At 70.1% G+C, this 20,039-nt stretch carries 13 protein-coding genes; 7 read left to right on the top strand and 6 right to left on the bottom strand.

What is annotated here, in order from left to right; translation table 11 throughout:
• Positions 1-22 precede the first annotated feature (22 nt).
• Positions 23-1,690, top strand: coding sequence for a methyl-accepting chemotaxis protein (locus MKK63_RS17710; RefSeq protein ID WP_279574726.1), 1,668 nt, complete (start codon positions 23-25; stop codon positions 1,688-1,690).
• Positions 1,691-2,074: 384 nt separating this feature from the next.
• On the opposite strand, the gene leuD is transcribed toward MKK63_RS17710, so the two are convergent.
• Both leuD and MKK63_RS17700 read right to left on the bottom strand, forming a co-directional pair.
• Complete coding sequence (gene leuD, locus MKK63_RS17705) at positions 2,075-2,677, bottom strand: 3-isopropylmalate dehydratase small subunit (RefSeq protein ID WP_244004067.1); 603 nt, start codon at positions 2,675-2,677, stop codon at positions 2,075-2,077.
• A 68-nt stretch (positions 2,678-2,745) separates the two neighbouring features.
• Positions 2,746-3,465: a HisA/HisF-related TIM barrel protein gene (locus MKK63_RS17700; protein WP_244004064.1), complete on the bottom strand. Its 720-nt coding sequence runs from the start codon at positions 3,463-3,465 to the stop codon at positions 2,746-2,748.
• A 21-nt stretch (positions 3,466-3,486) separates the two neighbouring features.
• On the opposite strand from MKK63_RS17700, the gene MKK63_RS17695 reads away from it, so the two are divergent.
• From MKK63_RS17695 to MKK63_RS17685, 3 genes are read left to right on the top strand one after another with little or no spacing between them, the layout of a single operon-like run.
• Positions 3,487-4,536 (top strand): hydantoinase/oxoprolinase family protein, encoded by a 1,050-nt coding sequence (locus tag MKK63_RS17695; RefSeq protein ID WP_244004062.1) that lies wholly within the window; start codon positions 3,487-3,489, stop codon positions 4,534-4,536.
• Positions 4,533-4,733 (top strand): hypothetical protein, encoded by a 201-nt coding sequence (locus MKK63_RS17690; protein WP_244004060.1) that lies wholly within the window; start codon positions 4,533-4,535, stop codon positions 4,731-4,733. The genes MKK63_RS17695 and MKK63_RS17690 overlap by 4 nt, the downstream gene beginning before the upstream one ends.
• A gap of 18 nt (positions 4,734-4,751) precedes the next feature.
• A complete protein-coding gene (locus MKK63_RS17685; protein WP_244004058.1) occupies positions 4,752-5,528 on the top strand; it encodes a hypothetical protein in 777 nt (258 codons plus the stop codon).
• A gap of 97 nt (positions 5,529-5,625) precedes the next feature.
• On the opposite strand, the gene rplS is transcribed toward MKK63_RS17685, so the two are convergent.
• From rplS to argB, 3 genes are all read right to left on the bottom strand, one after another.
• Positions 5,626-6,027, bottom strand: a complete 402-nt coding sequence (gene rplS / locus MKK63_RS17680) for a 50S ribosomal protein L19 (RefSeq protein WP_243927726.1) — start codon at positions 6,025-6,027, stop codon at positions 5,626-5,628.
• Between the two features lie 145 nt (positions 6,028-6,172).
• Positions 6,173-6,913 (bottom strand): pyrimidine 5'-nucleotidase, encoded by a 741-nt coding sequence (locus MKK63_RS17675; RefSeq protein WP_244004055.1) that lies wholly within the window; start codon positions 6,911-6,913, stop codon positions 6,173-6,175.
• Positions 6,914-7,064: 151 nt separating this feature from the next.
• A complete protein-coding gene (gene argB, locus MKK63_RS17670; RefSeq protein WP_244004053.1) occupies positions 7,065-7,958 on the bottom strand; it encodes an acetylglutamate kinase in 894 nt (297 codons plus the stop codon).
• 353 nt (positions 7,959-8,311) lie between these two features.
• On the opposite strand from argB, the gene MKK63_RS17665 reads away from it, so the two are divergent.
• The 3 genes from MKK63_RS17665 to MKK63_RS17655 all read left to right on the top strand — a co-directional run bounded on the left by MKK63_RS17665 (position 8,312) and on the right by MKK63_RS17655 (position 18,800).
• A complete protein-coding gene (locus MKK63_RS17665) occupies positions 8,312-9,655 on the top strand; it encodes a UDP-glucose dehydrogenase family protein (RefSeq protein WP_244004051.1) in 1,344 nt (447 codons plus the stop codon).
• A gap of 338 nt (positions 9,656-9,993) precedes the next feature.
• Positions 9,994-17,436 carry a type I polyketide synthase gene (locus MKK63_RS17660; protein WP_244004049.1) on the top strand — a complete coding sequence of 2,481 codons (7,443 nt, stop codon included), beginning with the start codon at positions 9,994-9,996 and terminating at the stop codon, positions 17,434-17,436.
• The gene (locus MKK63_RS17655) at positions 17,433-18,800 is read left to right on the top strand and encodes an aminotransferase class I/II-fold pyridoxal phosphate-dependent enzyme (RefSeq protein ID WP_244004047.1); all 1,368 of its coding nucleotides are present in this window, start codon (positions 17,433-17,435) and stop codon (positions 18,798-18,800) included. The genes MKK63_RS17660 and MKK63_RS17655 overlap by 4 nt, the downstream gene beginning before the upstream one ends.
• Before the next feature lie 135 nt (positions 18,801-18,935).
• Here MKK63_RS17655 and MKK63_RS17650 read toward each other — a convergent pair.
• On the bottom strand, positions 18,936-20,039 hold a 1,104-nt coding region (locus tag MKK63_RS17650; RefSeq protein WP_244004045.1), incomplete at its 5' end, for a polysaccharide biosynthesis/export family protein.

The raw sequence follows: 20,039 nt of genomic DNA, 5'->3' as shown, positions 1-20,039 counted from the left end.
TCTTCAAATCCGGACATTAGTGATGTCGATCGTCAAAAAAATCATCGCCTGCTTCGCGATATTGATCTTTATTACAGTAATTGGTAGCGCTCTTAACTATAGAAAGCTGTCATTTATCGAAAAATCGATTGAATGGTCGGAGCACACCTACGACGTTCTGAGCGTGAACGCGCTCCTGCTCTCCAGCATGATCGATCGCGAGACCGGTGTGCGGGGCTACCTGATATCGGGCGACCGCAAGTTCCTCGAACCGGTGGAGAAGGGCGCCCAGGCCTTCGCGGCGGCCGCGCAGCGCCAGCGGACCCTGACGGCCGACAACGCGGCCCAGCAGGCGCGTGTCGGACGCATCGAGGACCTGGCGCGCCGCTGGCAGGCGGAGGTCGCGGATCCGGAGATCGGTCTGATGGGGCAGGCGGCCACGCAGGCGGAGGCGCGGGCCCGTGCGGCTGCCGGCGGCGGCAAGACCTTCATGGACGGCATCCGGGCCGAGGTCGCGGAGAGCGACGCGACGGAGCGCGCCCTGCTGAAGACGCGTCAGGCCGATGCGGCCGAGGCGTTCTCGGTCTCCTACCTGTCGATGGTGATCATCTTCCTGGTCCTGCTCGGCAGCGCCGTCGGCAGCGCGTACGCGCTGACCCGCCTGATCGCCATCCCGACGCGCCGGATGACCGACGTGATGGGCGACCTGGCCAACGACAAGCTCGACGTCGCGGTGCCGAGTCGCGACCGCACCGACGAGATCGGCCGCATGGCGGCGGCGGTCGAGGTGTTCAAGCAGGCGCTGATCGCCAAGCGGGCAGCCGATGCGGCGGCCGCACAGGAGAGCGAGGCCAAGGCACGCCGCGTCGCGCATCTCGACGCGACGCTCAAGGGCTTCGAGTCGCAGGTTTCGGGGCTGACGCAGGCGCTGGCCGGCGCCGCCACGGAACTCGAGGCGACGGCCCAGTCGATGACCGGGGTCGCCGAGGAGACCGACGTGCAGGCCCTTGCGGTCGCGAGCGCGGCCGAGCAGGCCTCGACGAACGTCAACACGGTCGCGGCGGCGACGGAGGAGCTGTCGAGCTCGATCCGTGAGATCAACGGCCAAGTCTCCCGCGCGGCCGCGGCCGCCGGCGCGGCGGCGCGTGAGGCCGTCCAGACCGACGGCGCGGTCAAGAGCCTGGCCGAGACCGCGGAGAAGATCGGCAGCGTGATCGCCCTGATCTCCAACATCGCCAGCCAGACGAACCTGCTGGCGCTCAACGCCACGATCGAGGCGGCGCGGGCCGGCGATGCGGGCCGCGGCTTCGCGGTGGTGGCCACCGAGGTCAAGGAACTCGCCGCCCAGACCACCCGCGCCACCGGCGAGATCGGTGCGCAGATCGCCGAGATCCAGGCGGCGACCGGCGACGCGGTCCGGGCGATCCAGTCGATCGCCCGGACGGTGGCCGAGATCGCCACCAGCTCGACCGCGATCGCCGCCGCGATGGAGCAGCAGGGCGCCGCCACCCAGGAGATCGCGCGCAACGTTCAGGAGGCCGCTTCGGGGACGGGTCAGGTCACCAGCAACATCGGCGAGGTCAAGCGCGCCGCCGGCGAGACGGGCTCGGCGGCCTCCCAGGTGCTCGGCGCGGCGCGGGGGCTCTCGCAGTACTCGAACGACCTGGGCCGCGCGGTCGCGACCTTCCTGGCCGATGTGAAGGCGGCGTGACAACGGTTTCGAAAGGTCGAGCCCCAGCCTTTTCAAGGTGTTTTGGCCGGCGGCAAAGGCCGCCATCATCGGCCCTAACGTACTGAAAGAGCTGAGTCTTTTCCCATCCCCCTTGTGGGGAGGGCCCGGGGGTGGGGGTGGTGCAGGATGGAGCGCCCCGGTGCAGTCTGCGCCACCCCCACCCGGGATCTGCAAATCCCAAACGCCTCCCTACAAGCTTGAGCGATCCCGGGTAAGCCTGGGGAGGAGCGCGCGCTTGGCCTCTGTCCCCATGCGCCCACAAACACCTTAAAAGGGCTGGGCCGAGCCCTTTGGGATCTCTTCAAGGATACAGTTCAAGGGCCGGGCCTCGCCAGAGAACGGTGAGGCCCGTGGCTCATCCGCTCAGGCCCATTCCCGCTGTGCGAGCTTCTGCTCGTAGGCGTCGATCGCCGAGGCGCGTTCCAGGGTCAGGCCGATCTCGTCGAGTCCGTTCAGGAGGTTGTGCTTGCGTCCGGCTTCGATCTCGAAATGCAGGCTGCCGCCATCCGGCCCCCGGATGGTCTGCGCGTCCAGGTCGATCGACAGGGTGGCGTTGGCGCCGCGCTCGGCGTCCTCGAACAGCTTCTCCAGATCCTCCGGGGCGACGGTGATCGCCAGGATGCCGTTCTTGGCGCAGTTGTTGAAGAAGATGTCGGCGAAGCTCGTGGAGATCACGCAGCGGATGCCGAAATCGGCCAGCGCCCAGGGCGCGTGCTCCCGGGACGAGCCGCAGCCGAAATTGTCGCCCACGACCAGGATCTTGGCGTTCCGGTAGGCCGGCTGGTTCAGCACGAAATCCGGGTTCTCCGAACCGTCCTCGCGGAAGCGCATCTCGGCGAACAGGCTCTTGCCGAGCCCCGTCCGCTTGATCGTCTTCAGGTATTTGGCCGGGATGATCCGGTCGGTGTCGACGTTGATCGTCCGCATGGGCGCCGCGACGCCCTCCAGGGTCGTGAATTTGTCCATCGTCTGCACGCTCGCGCGATGTGGCTGTCGGCCGAGGGTTTATCAGCGCCGCGTGCCCGCCGGAAGCGTCAGGCCAGACTCGCTGCGTCGGCCCGTGACAGGGTGCCGTCGTGCAGCGCCGAGGCCACCAGGGCGCCGGCGATCCCGGCTTCGCGCAACGCCCGCAGGTCGTCCGGCCCGCGCACGCCGCCAGCCGCATAGAGGCGGCGATCCGGGGCCCGCGCCTGCAGGGCCGCGAGCGCCGCGAGGTCGGGGCCGCTGCCGGCGCCGACCTGGGCCAGCGTCATGGCGATCACCTCGGGCGGCCAGAGCGACGGGTCGTCGTGGAGGGCCGCGGGGCCGAGGCGCTCAGCGCCACGCGTGTCGAGGGAGAGCACCGCGCGGTCTCCGAAACGCGCCGGCAGGCCGGCATCTGCCTGGCTCTCGCTGCCGATCACCGGCCGTCCGAGGCCGGTCGTCAGGAAGTCCGCGACGCCTTCCGGATCGGCGAAGCCCGCATCCACCCACAGGGCGACGCCCGGGCAGGCGCGGGCGATCGCCGTCAGCGCCACCAGATCCGGCGGCGCGTGGTCGATGATCGCGTCGAGATCCGCCACGTAGAGGATCTTGGCCGGCCAGGCGTCACACAGGCCGCGCGCCACCGCGTCGGGCGCAGACCCCTTTGCCAACGGCGTCTCGATCGGGGCATAGGAGGAGCGCTCGCCCCGGCGCGCCCGCACCACGCGGCCGCCCCGGAGATCGAGCACCGGGATCACCGCGAAGCCGGGGCGCCCGAATCCGTGGTCCATCGAGGCGTTCATCGCGGTCCCATGCTCTCACCATCCCTGAAGACGATCGGGTGGGACCTCGGCGGGGTTCACGTCAAGGCCGCGCTGGTGGAGGCCGGGCGCGTGGTCGCGGCCGTCCAGGTACCCTGCCCCCTCTGGCAGGGGCTGCCGGCCCTCGATCAGGCCCTCGCGCGGCTTCCGGACTGGGCCCGGACGGAGGCCCGGCACGCGGTCACCATGACGGGCGAATTGACCGACTGCTTCGCCGATCGGCGGGCCGGCGTGGCCGCGCTCGCAGGCTGGGCCGCGGCGCATCTCGATGGACCCGCGCGGATCTATGCCGGCCGCTCCGGCTTCGTCGCCCCGGAGGCGGCCGCGGAGGTTGCCGCCGCGGTGGCCTCGGCCAATTGGCACGCCACCGCGGCGCTCGCCGGCCGGATCGCCCCGGACGCGCTGCTGGTCGATATCGGTTCGACCACCACCGACCTGATCCCGATCGTGGGGGGGCGGCCGGCAGCAGCGGGCTACAGCGATTCCGAGCGGCTGGAGACGGGGGAACTCGTCTACACGGGCGTGGTCCGCACGCCGGTGATCGCGCTCGCCGACCACGCGCCCTTTGCCGGCCGGCGCACCCGGCTGATGACCGAGACCTTCGCCCATATGGCGGACGCCTACCGGATCCTCGGCCTGCTCCCCGAGGGGGCAGACCAGCAGACGAGCGGCGACCGCAAGGGCAAGTCGGTCGCCGAGAGCGGGACCCGGCTCGCCCGGATTGTCGGGCGCGACAGGGCGGAGGCCCCGGGCTCGGCCTGGGTAGCGCTGGCCGGGTATTTCGCCGAGGCGCAGCTGCGCCTGCTGCACGACGCGGCCGCGATTCTGCTCGGCCGGCCGGATTGTTCCGAGACGGCCCCCCTGATCACCTGCGGGGCCGGGGCCTTCCTGGGGGAGCGCCTCGCGGACCGGCTCGGCCGCAGAGCCGTGCCGCTGGTGGATCTTCTGGACGACCGGATCGCCGGCCCGCGCGACTGGATCTCGACCTGTGGGCCGGCGGTGGCGATCGGCCTCATCGCCGCGGAGGAAACAGTCGCATGAGCGCCATCAAGATCCTGGCTCGGATCCTCACCGCCCGGGTCGGGCCGCATATCGAGCTGGCCGTGGAGACGGAGACCGGCGAGGTTCTGAAGGTGCTCGCCACCGAGGAGCAGATCGACCGGCTGGTCGATGAGCTGGACGACATCCTCAACTCGCCCGCCGGGCCGGAGGATGACGGCCCGCCCGCGGCGGCCTGAGCCGGCCCGAGACCGGTCATGAGCCTGATCGCCGCCAAGATCGCCATCACCCCGACGCTGATGTGGGCAGTCTCGGCGGCGGCGCGCCGTTGGGGCAGCCTCGTCGGCGGCGTCCTCTCGGGGCTGCCGCTGACCTCAGCGCCGATCTCGATCTACCTCACGGTCGAGCAGGGCGAGCGCTTCGCCGCCGAGGCGGCCATCGGCTCGGTGGAGGGGTTGGGGGCGGTGACGCTCTGCTACCTCGCCTACGCCCTCTGCGCCCCGCGGATGGGCGCCGTCGCGTCCATCGGCCTCGCCCTGGCGGCTTTCGTCCTGGGCGGCTCCGTGCTGCACGGGCTCGTCCGGCCCGGCCTGTGGCTCGCCACGGCGATCGACCTCCCGGCGATGGCGCTCGTCGTCGCCCTGTGCCGGCGGCGCGCCGCGTCCGGTGTTTCGGCCCGCCGGCCGCCGCGCTGGGACATGCCGGCCCGGCTGGCGGCGGCCACGACGCTGGTCCTGCTGGTCTCGACCCTGGCGCCCCTGCTCGGACCGGGACTGAGCGGCGTCCTGGCGCCGATCCCGATCATCTCCTGGCCGCTCATCGTCTTCGCCCGGCTGCAAGATGGGGTTGGTGCCTCGCTCGACGTGGTGCGCGGCAGCGCCCAGGGGGCGTTCGGCGTCTTGGCCTTCTATATCGTCGTCCACGCGACGCTCGGGGCGATGGATCCGGTGCTGGCCTACACCCTGTCGATCGCGGTGTCGGCCGCCTGCGTTCTGCCGTGGCTGCTCGCGCACCGGAATCTGCGGGCGGCGTGATCGCGCGCAAACAAAAGGCCCGCCCCGATGCATCGGAACGGGCCTCGATCCAAGACGTGCGGTGGAGGGCCAGCCGTGAAGGCCGACCCTGCCGCGATCACTCGGCGGCGGCAGGCGCTGCGGCCGGGGCTTCCTTGGTCTTGTAGCGGTCGGTGCGCTCGACGATACGGGCCGACTTCCCGCGCCGGTCGCGCAGGTAGTACAGCTTGGCGCGGCGCACCTTGCCGCGGCGGACCACCTTGATCGAATCGATCATCGGGGAATGCACCGGGAAGACGCGCTCCACGCCCTCGCCGTACGAGATCTTGCGGACCGTGAAGCTCTCGTTGAGGCCGCCGCCCTGGCGACCGATGCAGACGCCTTCGTAGGCCTGGACGCGGGTGCGCTCGCCTTCCTTCACGCGGACGTTGACGATGAGCGTGTCGCCCGGCTCGAAATCCGGAATGGTCTTGGCCAGGCGCGCGACTTCCTCGCGCTCCAGCTGCTCGATGATGTTCATGGCATAGCTCCAGCCGTCGCGCCGTGACGCCCCTCATGGGCGGCCGGCACCAGGATTTCGGCGATCCTGTTGTGAGTTGGCCGGCTCTCTACAGGATCGTCCCCGGCTTGTCGATTGCCGTTGCGAAGCCCACGCGGGATGGCCGTCAGGCCGGCACGGCGCCGGCCTCGGGCAGCACGCAGTTCGACAGGAACGTCGCGAGGTCGTCGGTGATGTGATCGATATGCGGCTCGCGCACCGCCTCCTGCTCGAACGCCTCTCGATAGGGATCGATGATCTTGGGCACCACCAGGACGGTCGCCATGCCGAGGTCGTGCGGCACTGCGAGGTTGCGGGCGATGTCCTCGAACAACGCGGCGCGGGTCGGTTCGACGTCATGCGCCTTCAGGAAGCGTTCGTAGGTCGAGCGCTCGGGCTTCGGTACGAAATCGGCCGCCGCGATGTCGAACACGTCCTCGAAATGATCGAGGATGCCGAGCTTGGCCGCCACGTTCTCGGCGTGCCGGCGCGAGCCGTTCGTCAGGATCAGCTTGCGCCCCGGCAGCCGCTCGATCGCGTCGCCGAGATCCTTGTCGAGCTTGATCATCGAGTGATCGATGTCGTGCGCGAAATCGAGGAAGTCGTGCGGATCGACCCCGTCCTCGACCATCAGCGCCTTCAGCGTCGTGCCGTAGCGATGATAGAAGTACTTCTGCAGGGCGCGGGCCGAGATCCCGTCGAGCCCGTAGAGCCCCATCACGTAGAGCGTGATTCGCTCATCGACCTGCGGCCAGACCCGGGCGTCGCTCGGGTAGAGCGTGTTGTCGAGGTCGAACACCCAGGTGTCGACATCGCTGAACCCGCGCGCGCCGGGCGTGGTGAACTGAGCCTTGTCGGGGTGATGCACCGTATCCCTTTGGATTCGTCCCCTGGAAGGCAAGTCTGGACCGTTGCGGTCAAGCTCGCAACCCTGGCCGATTCGGGCCGATCGGGAGCAGGACAATGCGCGTGCGGGACGGAGGTTGCCGCCCCGCACGATTCCCTGCCGCGGCCGATGCTCAGCCCCGCCGGATCAGCGTGCCGGCACCGTAATCGGTGAACAGCTCCAGCAGCACCGCGTGGTTGACCTTGCCGTCGAGGATGACGACCGCCTCCACGCCGCGCTCGATCGCGTACATGCAGGTCTCGATCTTGGGGATCATCCCGCCCGTGATGGTGCCGTCGGCGATCAGGCGGCGGCAATCCTCAACGGTGAGTTCCGGGATCAGCTTCTTGTCCTTGTCGAGGACGCCCGGAACGTCGGTGAGCAGCAGCAGCCGCTTGGCCCGGAGCGCCCCCGCGATGGCACCCGCGAACGTGTCGGCGTTGACGTTGTAGGTCTGCCCATCCGCCCCGTAGGCGACCGGCGCGAGCACGGGAATCAGCTCGGCCTTGAGCACCGCGTCGAGGACGCCGCGCTCGACATGGTCCGGCTCGCCGACGAGGCCGAGGTCGATGGTCTGCTCCAGATGGCTTTCCGGATCGACCACGGTCTTCATCGCCCGCTTGGCCCGGACCATGTTGCCGTCCTTGCCGCACAGGCCGATGGCCCGCCCGCCCTCGGCCGAGATCCAGCCGACGATCTGCTTGTTGATCAGGCCGGCCAGGACCATCTCGACCACCTCGACGGTGGCCGCGTCGGTCACGCGCAGGCCGTTGCGGAACTCGGACTGGATGCCGAGCCGGTCGAGCATCTTGCCGATCTGCGGCCCGCCGCCGTGGACGACGATCGGCTTCAGCCCGGATTGCTCGAGAAGGACGATGTCCTCGGCGAAATCCTCGGCCGCGGACCGGTCGCCCATGGCGTGGCCGCCATACTTGATGACCACGATCTCTTGGTCGTAGCGCTGCATGTGGGGCAGCGCCTGGGCCAGGACCTCGGCGCGCACGTGGACGTTGGGGAGTTCGGTCATCGCGGTCCTTCGCCGATCCTTCGCCGATACTTGGGTCAGGGCCTGAGGGCGGGATTGCGCCTGCGCCCGTCGGGCGGTGGCGCTTCTACAGGAAGGCATCGGCACTGCGAAGCCGCTCCTGCGCCAATGCGAGCAAGAAAGCGCGATGCGCGGCGATGCGGCCCGAAAACCGCGGCGCCGGCGCAGGACCGATTCGCCGCCGCGGCCGGACCGTCAAAAAACAGTCACTCTTCCCGTGTGTTGCAATCGGGCGACAGGCTGGAGACGATCCAGGCTGGACCGGGTTGCACCCCCGTGATGCCCGGACCATGCTGCATTGCAGCAAGTCGGGGCCGAGCTGCCGAGAGGACCGGATGCGGATCGCGATGATTGGGGCCGGGTATGTCGGCCTGGTATCCGGGGCCTGCCTGGCGGATTTCGGCCACGGCGTGGTCTGCATCGACCGCGACCCGGACAAGATCGCGAGCCTGAACGCCGGCCGCATGCCGATCTATGAGCCGGGGCTCGACGCGCTGGTGGCCGAGAACGTCCGCCAGGGCCGGCTTGCCTTCCGCTCGATCATGCGCGAGGCCGTGGCCGAGGCCGACGCGGTGTTCATCGCGGTCGGCACCCCGTCACGCCGCGGCGACGGCTTCGCCGACCTCAGCTTCGTGTTCGACGCGGCCCGTGAGATCGCCGGCGCGCTCTCGGGGTTCACCGTCGTGGTCACCAAGTCCACGGTCCCGGTCGGAACCGGCGACGAGGTCGAGCGCATCATCCGCGAGGCCAACCCGTCGGCGGACTTCGCCGTCGTCTCCAACCCCGAGTTCCTGCGCGAGGGCGCGGCCATCTCGGACTTCAAGCGCCCCGACCGCATCGTGGTCGGCACCGAGGAGGCCCGGGCCGAGGCGGTGATGCGCGAGGTCTACCGCCCGCTCTATCTCAACGCCGCGCCGATCCTCGTGACCAGTCGCCGCACCGCCGAGCTGACCAAGTACGCCGCCAACGCCTTCCTGGCTGCCAAGATCACCTTCATCAACGAGATCGCCGACCTGTGCGAGGAGGTCGGCGCCGACGTGCAGCAGGTCGCCCGGGGCATCGGGCTGGACAACCGGATCGGCACCAAGTTCCTGCATGCCGGCCCGGGCTATGGCGGCTCGTGCTTCCCCAAGGACACCCTGGCGCTGGTCAAGACCGCCCAGGACGCCGGCACTCCGTTACGGCTGGTCGAGACCGTGGTGGCGGTCAACGACCAGAGGAAGCGCGCCATGGCGCGCAAGATCATTAGGGCGTGCGGCGGTTCGGTGCGGGGAAAGACGGTGGCGCTCCTCGGCCTGACCTTCAAGCCCGACACGGACGACATGCGCGACGCGCCGTCGCTGGCGATCGCGGCGGGCCTTCAGGATGCGGGCGCGACGGTGCGCGCCTACGATCCGGAGGGCATGGCGCATGCGCGGGTGCTGATGCCGGCTGTGGATTACGCCGAGAACGCCTATGCCTGCGCGGAGGGCGCGGATGCCCTGGTGATCGTCACCGAATGGAACGCCTTCCGGGCGCTCGATCTCGACCGGCTGCGCGAGGCCATGGCGTCCGGCGGATCGGCGCCCGTCCTGGTCGATCTGCGCAATATCTATGATCCCGAGAGCGCCGCACGCCACGGCTTTAGCTATTGCGGCGTCGGGCGAAACGGGGCGGGCGCCGTGGTGGACCCGTCCTGACCTCGCGATGATCCGAAGATCACTTCGGAAGATCTTCTGGCGGCCGCGGCGCGCTGCCGTCAGACGGGCTGCCGAAGGCGGGGCGAAACTGTGGCTTTCTGATGATCGTTTCAGCGTCTCCGCGGACGGTCGACCGGTCCAAACTTGGCATTCTGACCGCCGGGATTGGATAAGACGCTGATGAATACATGTCACAGCCTTGGGCAATTTCGCCGCACGGGGATGACCTCGCGTCCGGGCTGGTTGGACACCGCAATGGTGCCACAGTAAGGGGTGAGAGGGTACTCACTCGTCGCGAGCCGAGCCGACTTCCGATAACGAGCGTGTGCGAACCGAACGTGACACAACGTACAGATATTGCGATTGTCGGACGCGCATGCCGACTGCCCGGGGCCCCCAGTGTGGACGGGCTGTGGTCACTCCTCTCCGAGGGGCGCTGCGCCGTCAGCAAGGTGCCGGCCGACCGGTTCTCCCTGGAGCGGTTCGCGCATCCCCGCGCCCATGAGCGTGGCAAGAGCTACACTTGGTCGGCGGGCGTCATCGACGACGTATGGTCGTTCGACCCGGCGGTGTTCGGCATCTCGCCCCGCGAGGCCGAGCAGATGGATCCGCAGCAGCGCATGCTGCTGGAGCTGACCTGGGAAGCCCTCGAGGATGCGGGCCTGCGCCCGTCGAGCGTGGCCGGCAGCCATATCGGCGTGTTCGTCGGCGCCTCCTCGCTCGATTACGGCAACCTGCGCATCCTCGACGCGGCTTCGGGCGACGCCTACGCGGCCACCGGCAACACGCTGTCGATCATCTCGAACCGCATCTCCTACATCTTCGACCTGAAGGGTCCGAGCTTCACGGTCGACACGGCCTGTTCGTCCTCGCTCGTCGCCTTCGACAACGCCGTGCAGGCGATCCGGTCGGGCCGCGTCGACACGGCCGTCGTCGCCGGCGTCAACGTGCTGGCGAGCCCGTTCAACTTCATCTGCTTCTCCACCGCGCAGATGCTCTCGCGCACCGGCCTGTGCCAGGCGTTCTCCAAGAACGCCGACGGCTACGTGCGCTCGGAGGGCGGCGTGGTGTTCGTGCTGCAATCGGCCGAGGCCGCGCGGCGCAACGGCGCCACGGTCCGCGCCGTGGTGTCGGCCTCGGGGATCAACTCCGACGGCCGCACCACCGGCATCTCGCTCCCCTCGGGCTACGCTCAGGGCGCCCTGCTGGAGAAGGTCTACCGCGAGGCCGAGATCGGGCTCGACGACCTCGCCTTCATGGAAGCGCACGGCACCGGTACCCCGGTGGGCGACCCGATCGAGGCCTCGGCCATCGGCTCGAAGCTCGGCCGCGGCCGGCGGGCGCCGCTGCCGATCGGCTCGATCAAGACCAACATCGGCCACACCGAGCCGGTCTCGGGCCTCGCCGGCCTGATGAAGGCGACGCTTGCGCTGGAGCACGATCTCGTGCCGCCGTCGCTGCATGCGGCGGAGCTGAATCCCGACATCCCGTTCGACGAGTTGAACCTGCGCGTCGTGCAGGAGGCCATGCCGATCAGCCGCGGTTCGCGCGAGCGCTTCGCGGGCGTGAACTCCTTCGGCTTCGGCGGCACCAACGCCCACGTGGTCATCACCGACGCGCCGGCCTGGGCGACGCAGGTGGACGCCACCGTGCAGCCAAAGGCCCAGGTGCTGTTGCTCTCGGCACAGACCCGGGCCGCCCTGAACGAGCTCGCCCTGGACTACGCCGAGCGTCTCGAGGCCGAGCCGGCTCAGGTGCCGAAAGTGGCGGCCGCCGTCGCGCATCGCCGCGAGCGCATGCCGGCCCGCCTCGCCATCGCGCTGGACGGCAAGACCGACGTGGCCGCGGCGCTCCGCGCCATCGGCGAGGGCGAGGACACCCAGGACGCCTTCACCGGCACCGCGGTCGACCGCGTCGCCGAGGTGGCCTTCATCTATTCGGGCAACGGCAGCCAGTGGGCCGGCATGGGCCGCGAGGCCTACGAGGAGAACGCGAGCTTCCGCGCGACCTTCGACCGGATCGACACCCTGTTCCAGGTCTATTCGGACTGGTCGCTGAAGGACGCGCTCTACGCCGACGATCTCGACGAGCGCCTCGCGTTGACCAGCGTGTCGCAGCCGCTGATCTTCGCGATCGAGAGCGCCTCCACGGCCGCCCTCAAGGCCAAGGGCCTGATCCCGTCCTACGTGCTGGGCCACAGCGTCGGCGAGATCGCCGCCGCCGAGGCTGCCGGGATCCTCAGCCTGGAGGATGCGGTCCGGGTCATCTACTACCGCAGCCACCATCAGGAGACGACGCACGGCCAGGGCACCATGGCGGTGCTGCTGATGCCGGCCGAGGAGGTCGAGACCTTCCTCAAGGATTTCCCGACCCTCGACATCGCCGCCTACAACAGCCCGAAGGCCGTGACGGTCGCCGGGCCGGTGGCCGATATCGAGGCCGCCCTGAAGGCCCTGTCGCGCAAGCGCCGGCGCGGGCGCAAGCTCGACCTCGCCTACGCCTTCCACGGCCGGCTGATGGACCCGACCGAGAAGCCGCTGCTGCGCGACCTCGCCGGGCTGAAGGCCAAGGCCGGCACCACCGCGATGGTCTCCACTGTCACCGGTGAGGTGCTGGACGGTTCCCATTTCGGCGCCGGCTACTGGTGGCGCAACATCCGCGAGCCGGTCCGCTTCTCCGAGGCCGTGCAGGACGCCACCCGCCGCGGCGCCCGCGTGTTCGTCGAGGTCGGCCCGCGCGCGACCCTGATGTCCCATGTCGGCGACGCGGTCGAGCCGCTCGGCATCGAGACCGCCACGGTCGGCGTGATGCACCGCAAGGCGTCGGGCGGCGATCCGATCGCCAAGGCGGTCAGTGCCGCCCTGGTCCAGGGTGCGCAGGTCGACGAGTCCCTGCTGTTCGGCGACGCGCCGAAGGGCGACGTGCGCCTGCCGACCTATCCCTGGCAGCGCCGGCCGTTCCGCCTCGCCGACACCACCGAGGGCGTCGGCGCGATGAGCGCCCGCCCCTACCACCCGCTGATCGGCTCCCGCACGACCTTCGACGGTCTGGAATGGAACGGCTTCGTCGATCCCGCGACCGTGCCCGAACTGGAGGATCACAAGGTCGACGGCCAGGTGATCATGCCGGGCGCCGGCTTCGTCGAGATGGCGCTCGCCTGCGTTCGCGAAGCGATGCGCGACGACGAGGTCGTGCTCGCCGACTTCGAGATCGTGGCGCCGATGGTGTTTGCCGAGGAGGCGCTGCGCGAGGTCGCGGTGCGCCTGTCGGGCTCCGGCAACGGCATCCAGGTGCTGAGCCGCCCGCGCCTGACCCAGACGCCCTGGCAGCTCCACGCCCAGGCCAAGATCGTCGAGGGCACCTTCTCGGCGCCGAAGGTCCCGGACCTGAACGGTTTCAGCTTCGACACGGCCGGCGAGCACGTGCTCTCCGGCGACGCGCTCTACGCCAAGGCCCTGGCTTCCGGCCTCGCCTTCGGCCCGAGCTTCCAGCAGGTCGCCATGAGCGCCCGGCTGGACGACGCCACCATCGTGTCGGACCTGCTGCCGGCCGAGCCCGACACCCGCTACGGGCTGGTGCCGAACCGGCTCGACGCCTGCTTCCACGGGCTGATCCTGCTCTTCGCCGACCTGCTCGGCGAGAATGGCGGCAAGGCCTACATCCCGGTGCGCTTCGGCGAGGTCCGGCTGGTGACCCCGGGCGCCGTGATCGCCCGCTCGATCATCCGGACCCGCCGGTGCAACGAGCGTTCGATCCTGGCCGACTTCACCCTGCTCGATGCCGAGGGTGGGATCGTCGCCACGATCCGCGAGGGCCGGTTCCAGGCCCTCCGCGCCAAGACCGGCGGTGACCTCTCGGCCTTCGCGATCTCGCAGGTGCCGGAACTCGCCACCGAGCCGACGGCGATCCCGATGGAGCGCCGCCCGAGCGTGGCCGCCCGGCTGCGACCGCTGACCGCCGAATCGAAGGGCCCGGCCGATGCCGCCCTGTCGCCGGGGCACCTCCTGCTGGAGGGCTGGGCGACGTCGCTGGCCTACCGCCTCGCCGCCGGGCTGGCGCAGGGCGAGACCGTCTCGGCCCAGGACCCGCGCGTGCCCGAGGCCCTGCGCCCCTGGCTGCTGAACGCCCTTTACGCCCTGGAGAGCAGCGGGCTCGCCGAGCGCGCCGGCCAGAACTGGACGTTGGGCGACGGCTCCGCGCTGCCGGCCCCCGACGAGATCATGCGCTGGATCGCGGGCGACCATCCGGATCTCTCGGCCGAGCTGGTGCTGATCGCCGATGTCGGCGCCCTTGTGGACCGTCTGCTCGCCGGTAAGCTCACCGACGCGCCGGCCCTGCCGCAGGGAGCGATCGACGCCTTCGTGCTTCGCTCGGCCACCGCGCGCCACGGCGCCGACGTGGTCGCCGGCCTGATCGAGCGCAGCCGGAGCCAGCTCCCCAAGGAGCGGGCGCTGCGCGTGCTCCAAGTCGGGTTCGGCCCACTCTCGGCCCAGACCGCGACCTTCGCGGCCGCGGCCGAGGCTCGGCTCACCGTGTTCGAGACCGACCGCAGGCTGGCCGAGCGTGCCCGCCTGTCGCTGGGCCGCGCCGCTGCCGTGATCGAGGCGGCTGACGAACTTGCGCCCGGCAGCTTCGACCTGATCCTGGCGGCCGGCAGCCTGCATCGTGGTGACCGGGCCCTGCCGGGCCAGCTCGCCGGGGCGCTCGCCACCGGCGGCCTGCTGGTGGCGGTGGAGCCGGGATCGTCCCTGTTCCGCGACCTCGTGTTCGGCCTGACCTCAGGCTGGTTCGAGGAGGCGGTCGGCGGCCTGCCGGTCGGCCGGCTGGAGGATATCGAGGGCTGGCAGCGCACGTTGAGCGCCCACGGCCTCGTCAAGGTCGAGGTCGAGCGGTCGACCTCCGCCAACGGCGACGACCTGCTCCTGACCGCCGAGGCCCCGGTACGCCCGGGCCCGGCCCCGGCCCAAAGCTTCGCCTTCATCATCGGCTCCGACGACGAGTTCGCGGCCGAAACCGCCTCCTCCCTGGCGACCCTGTTGGTCGCGGGCGGCGTGCATGTCTCGATCATTCTCGACTCCGAGACCTCGCTGATGGAGCTGGAGCGGGAGACCCCCGACACGGTGGTGTTCCTGGCCGGCGCCTTCACCCGCGGCGGCGAGGCGTCCGAGCGCTTGCGCGACCGCTGCCTCAGCCTGAAGCGCTGCACCGAGCACCTTGGCGCGCGCCAGACCCGGTTGTGGGTCGTGGCGCCGGGCGCCACCCGCGATCGCGGCGGCCAGACCACCAACATCGAGGCCGGCGTGTGGGCCTTCTCCCGCACGCTCGCCAACGAGGCCCCAAACCTTGACGTTCGCCGCATCGACCTCTCCCCCGAGATGTCGTCGAAGCGTGCCTCCGAGCGCCTGCGTGACCTCATCCTCTCCGGCACTCCGGAGACCGAGATCGTGCTGGACGACGAGCAGACCCAGGTCGTGCGCTTCCATGCCGGCAAGCCGCAGCACCGGGATCCGGCGGATCTGATCCCGGCCGATGCCGCGCGCCTGGAGCGCAGCAACACCGGTGGTCTCAGCGAGATGGTCTGGGGTCCGGCCGAGCGCCGCGCCCCCGGCAAGGGCGAGATGGAGATCGCGGTCGAGGCCACCGGCCTCAACTTCCGCGACGTGCTCTGGGCGCTCTCGATGCTCCCCGAGGAGATCCTGGAGGACGGCTTCGCCGGTCCGCGACTCGGCCTTGAATGCGCTGGCCGCGTCACCGCGGTCGGCCCGGGCGTGAAGGGCTTCAAGGTCGGCGATCCGGTCGTCGCCTTCGCCCAGTCGGGCTTCGCCACCCACATCGTGGTGCCGGACCTCGTGGTCGCGCCGATGCCGCCGGGCCTCGACCCGATGGCGGCCGCCACCGTGCCGGTGGCGTTCCTCACCGCCTATTACGGACTCGTTTCCTGCGCCCGGATGCGGCGCGGCGAATGGGTTCTGGTCCATGGTGGCGCTGGCGGCGTCGGCTTGGCGGCGCTCCAGATCGCCAAGCTGAAGGGTGCGCGGGTGATCGCCACGGCCGGCTCCCGCGAGAAGCGGGCGTTGGTCAAGGCGCTGGGCGCCGAGCATGTGCTCGATTCCCGCTCCCTCGCCTTCGTGGACGAGATCCGGGCGATTACCGGAGACGGCGTCGACATCGTGCTGAACAGCCTGTTCGGCGAGGCGATGGAGCGCTCGCTCAACGCGCTGCGGCCGTTCGGCCGCTTCGTCGAGCTGGGCAAGCGCGATTACGTCGCCAACACCCATATTGGCCTGCGCCCGTTCCGGCGGAACCTCAGCTATTTCGGCGTCGATCTCGATCAGGTGATCCAGCACCAGGGCGATGACGGCGCGCGGATGTTCCGCGAGGTCATGGCCCTGTTCAACGACGGCGGCTTGAAGCCCCTGCCCTATCAGCCCTTTACGGCGGCCGAGACTTCGGACGCGTTCCGGCTGATGCAGCAGTCCGGCCATATCGGGAAGATCGTGATCAGCCCGCCCAAGGCCGGCACGATCATGAAGGATACGGCTAAGCCGTTCGTGGTCTCGGAGACGGGCGTCCACCTGCTCACCGGCGGCCTCGGAGGCTTCGGCCTGGAGGCGGCGCGCTGGCTGATCGACCGGGGTGCGAAACACCTCGTGCTCGCCGGCCGCAAGGGCGCGGCCACCGACGAGGCCAAGGCGATCGTCGCCGAACTCACGGCACGGGGCGTGACCGTCGAGGCCAAGGCCGTCGACATCACCAGCCGTGCCTCGGTGGATCGCCTGATCGCCGGGATCGAGCAGGGCGGCAAAAAGCTCGCGGGCGTGCTCCACGCCGCGGCGGTGCTTCAGGACGGCCTGATCGCCAATATCGACGCGGCTGCGCTCGACGCCGTGATCGGTCCGAAGGTGGTGGGCGCTCAACACTTGGACGCCGCGACCCGCGACCGGAGCCTCGACTACTTCGTCCTGTTCTCCTCGGCGACGACCTTCATCGGCAATCCCGGTCAGGGCTCGTACGTGGCCGCCAACGGCTTCATGGAGGGCCTCGCCCGCCAGCGCCGCCGTCGCGGCCTGCCCGCTCTGGCGGTGGCCTGGGGTGCGATCGGCGATGTCGGCATGCTCGCCCGCAACAAGGCGGTCATGGAAGGCCTCGCCGGTCGCGTCGGCGTCACGCCGATGGAGGCCCGCCGCTGTCTCGACCTGATGGCCGAGGCACTGGGGCACCAGGGTGCGTCCCCCGACGAGGCGGTCATCGCCATCGCGGCGATGCACTGGGGCAAGGCGCGCGAGCGTCTGGCCACCATGCGCTCGCCGAGCTACGCCGAACTGGGCTCCGACCAGCAGGCCGAGGCCGGCGGTGTCCAGGCGATCAACATCGGGGCGCTGCTCAAGGGCGGCGACCTCGACTCGGTCCGCAAGACCGTGTCGGACGCGATCGTCGAGGACATCGCCCGGATCCTGCGCCTGCCGAAGGACGACATCAGCCGCGTGCGCCAGCTCTCGGAGATCGGCCTCGACTCGCTGATGGGTGTCGAGCTCGGCGCCAGCCTGCAGGAGCGCTTCGCCCTCGATGCGCCGCCCGCGGGCCTGTCCTCGGGCATGACCGTCAACGAGCTGTCGGAGTCCTTAATTCAGGCGGTTTCCGCGCCCATGGACGAGGCGGCCGGTGTCGCGATGAGCCTCGTCTCGAAGCATATCGGTGGTGAGATCGATGCGGCGATGATGGCGCCGCTCCGGGAACTCATCGAGCAGACGTCCAGCCCGATCAAAGAGACCAACACATGACCGATACGGCACGGCCTGACGGCGGGCGCGCGGCGCTCGCCGGCTTCGTGACGAACCGCCTCGGGCGCGCGACGCCGCGCCCGGCACCCGCCAAGGCGGCCTCCCCGGCCGGGCGGTCCGCCGCGCAGAATTTCGAGAACCTGCCGGGCTACCGCGAATTGCAGCTCCAGCGTCAGGCGGCGCAGCTGATCGGCCTGGGCAACCCGTTCTTCCGCGTCCACGACGCCAAGGCCGGCGCGACCACCCGGATCGACCAGAAGAGCTTCACCAACTTCTCGTCGTACGACTACCTCGGCCTGAACGGTCACCCGCGGGTGAGCAACGCGGCGCGCGAGGCGATCGACGCCTACGGCACCTCCGCGTCGGCGAGCCGTGTGGTGGCCGGCGAGCGGCCGGGTCATATCAGCCTGGAGCAGGCGCTGGCCAAGCACTACCACACCGAGGGTTGCGTCGTGATGGTGAGCGGGCACGCCACCAACGTGACGACCATCGGCGCCCTGCTCGAAGCCGGCGACGTGATCTTCCACGATGCGCTGTCCCACAACAGCATCGTCACCGGCGCGCAGCTCTCGGGCGCCCAGCGGCGCTCCTTCGCGCATAACGATCTCGACGCCCTGGAAACCCTGCTCCAGTCGACCCGCCACGAGCACCGCCGGGCGCTGATCGTGGTCGAGGGCCTGTACAGCATGGATGGCGATGCGCCGGACCTCGCCGGCCTGATCACCCTCAAGAAGCGCTACGATGCGTGGCTGATGGTCGACGAGGCCCACGGCCTCGGCGTCACCGGCCGGACTGGCGCGGGCCTGTTCGAGCATTGCGTTGTCGACCCCAAGGAGGTCGACATCTGGATGGGCACGCTGTCGAAGACGCTCTCGACCTGCGGCGGCTATATCTGCGCCCCGATCGCGCTGATCGAGTACCTGAAGCACTCGGCCGGCGGCTTCGTCTACAGCGTCGGCATGTCGCCGCCGCTCGCCGCTGCCGCCGAGGCGGCGCTTGCGGTGATGCATGCCGAGCCGGAACGGGTCGAGCGCCTGCGCCAGAACGGAAACCTGTTCCTGGCGACCGCCAAGAAGCTCGGCCTCGACACCGGCTTCAGCCTGGGTCTCGCGGTGGTGCCGATCATCGTGGGCGACTCGCTGAAGGCTGTGACCCTGTCGGACCGTCTGTTCCGGCGCGGCATCAACGTGCAGCCGATCATCCACCCGGCGGTGCCGGAGCGGGCCTCGCGCCTGCGCTTCTTCCTGACCTCCGAGCATACCGCCGACCAGATCCGCGACACCGTGAACGCGGTGGCCGAGGAGATGACGGCGATCGACAAGGGCGGCTCGCTGATCGAGCAGCTGCTGGCCAAGCGGGCCTGAATGCGTCCGGGGCCGCGCGCCCCGGATCGCGATCGGTCTTCGCTGAAAACGAGAAGGGGGCGCGGAGATCATCCGCGCCCCCTTCTCGTTCGGGATCTGTCGGACTGATCGCCGGCCCGGAGGCCGGCGCCTTGCCTACTTCGTGTAGGCGTAGGCCGTGGCCACGGAGGCGATCGGGCCGGTGACGCCGCTGAAGGCGGTCAGCACCTTCGACAGCTCGGTGAACGGCGCGTTCGAGACGTAGACGAGGTCGCGGTTGCGCATCCGGAACGCCTGGGACACGAACAGGCTGTTGGGGTCGCGCATGTCGATCCGGTAGACCACCGGGACCAGCGGCGTGCCGAGCAGCTTCGAGCCCGGGTTGAGCCGCCGCACCACGCTGGCCGGCTCGAACCGGAAGATGAACGTCCCGGACGGGTCGGCGGCGAAGTCCGACAAGCCACGCGCCTTGGCCAGCGCCTGCGCCAGCGTGATCCCGTCCGCCTGGAACGGCAGCTCGGTGGCTTGTCCCAGCGCACCCACCGCCAGGAAGGTCTGCGGGTCGCGTACGAGTGTGAGCACGTCGTTGGGCCGCAGGTAGATGTTTTCCTTGGGGTTCGACACCACCGTGGTCAGCGGCACGGTCGCGGTCACCGGCCCGCGGGAGAGCCGCACGAAGGTCTCCGAGACCGGCGAGCGGTTGCCGCCCGCGGCCGCGATGACGTCGAGGATGCGGTCCCCGTGGCCCGAGAGCGGCAGGCGGGCGCCGGCCGCGCCCTCGCCGGTGATGGTCACGGCCTGGCTGATCGGGCGGGTGACCGACACGAGCACCTGCGGCTGGATGGCCTTGCCGGCGAGCTCGCTCTCGATCAGCGTCTGGACGTCCTGGGGCCTGCGGCCGTCGACCTTGATGCGGCCGGCGTAGGGCACCGAGATGGCGCCGTCGCGCCCAACCGGCTGCTCGGGGATGAGGGCGGACTTGGACCCGGCCGAGAAGCGGTCGGCGACCAGCGGACCGGAGAACAGGCCGCCGGACCCGGCTTCCCAGATCGAGACCGAGACCATGTCGCCGATGCCGATGACCGGCTCGGCGGAGGGGCGGTGATCGCCGAAGGAGGCGAGCAGGCTGTCGAGCGGGCGACCGCGCAGGGCCTCGACGACGGCGGGGTTGACGTCGATGATCTCGTAGCGGGCCAGCAGGCCGCCATCGGCGGTAGCCACCTCCGAGCCCGCCTGGATCGCGCTCGCCGTCGGACCCGC

Source organism: Methylobacterium sp. J-088, from assembly GCF_022829295.1.
In the GTDB taxonomy this organism is placed as follows: Bacteria; Pseudomonadota; Alphaproteobacteria; order Rhizobiales; family Beijerinckiaceae; genus Methylobacterium.
The sequence above is the reverse complement of the archived record's forward strand: the minus strand, read 5'-3'. Positions and strand labels throughout refer to the sequence as shown.

What these genes read in the sequence shown, in the direction of transcription:
- MKK63_RS17710 (WP_279574726.1), top strand. Translation starts at nt 23, where the DNA reads ATGTCGATCGTCAAAAAAATCATCGCCTGCTTCGCGATATTGATCTTT.
- leuD (WP_244004067.1), bottom strand. Translation starts at nt 2,677, where the DNA reads ATGGACAAATTCACGACCCTGGAGGGCGTCGCGGCGCCCATGCGGACG.
- MKK63_RS17700 (WP_244004064.1), bottom strand. Translation starts at nt 3,465, where the DNA reads ATGGACCACGGATTCGGGCGCCCCGGCTTCGCGGTGATCCCGGTGCTC.
- MKK63_RS17695 (WP_244004062.1), top strand. Translation starts at nt 3,487, where the DNA reads ATGCTCTCACCATCCCTGAAGACGATCGGGTGGGACCTCGGCGGGGTT.
- MKK63_RS17690 (WP_244004060.1), top strand. Translation starts at nt 4,533, where the DNA reads ATGAGCGCCATCAAGATCCTGGCTCGGATCCTCACCGCCCGGGTCGGG.
- MKK63_RS17685 (WP_244004058.1), top strand. Translation starts at nt 4,752, where the DNA reads ATGAGCCTGATCGCCGCCAAGATCGCCATCACCCCGACGCTGATGTGG.
- rplS (WP_243927726.1), bottom strand. Translation starts at nt 6,027, where the DNA reads ATGAACATCATCGAGCAGCTGGAGCGCGAGGAAGTCGCGCGCCTGGCC.
- argB (WP_244004053.1), bottom strand. Translation starts at nt 7,958, where the DNA reads ATGACCGAACTCCCCAACGTCCACGTGCGCGCCGAGGTCCTGGCCCAG.
- MKK63_RS17665 (WP_244004051.1), top strand. Translation starts at nt 8,312, where the DNA reads ATGCGGATCGCGATGATTGGGGCCGGGTATGTCGGCCTGGTATCCGGG.
- MKK63_RS17655 (WP_244004047.1), top strand. Translation starts at nt 17,433, where the DNA reads ATGACCGATACGGCACGGCCTGACGGCGGGCGCGCGGCGCTCGCCGGC.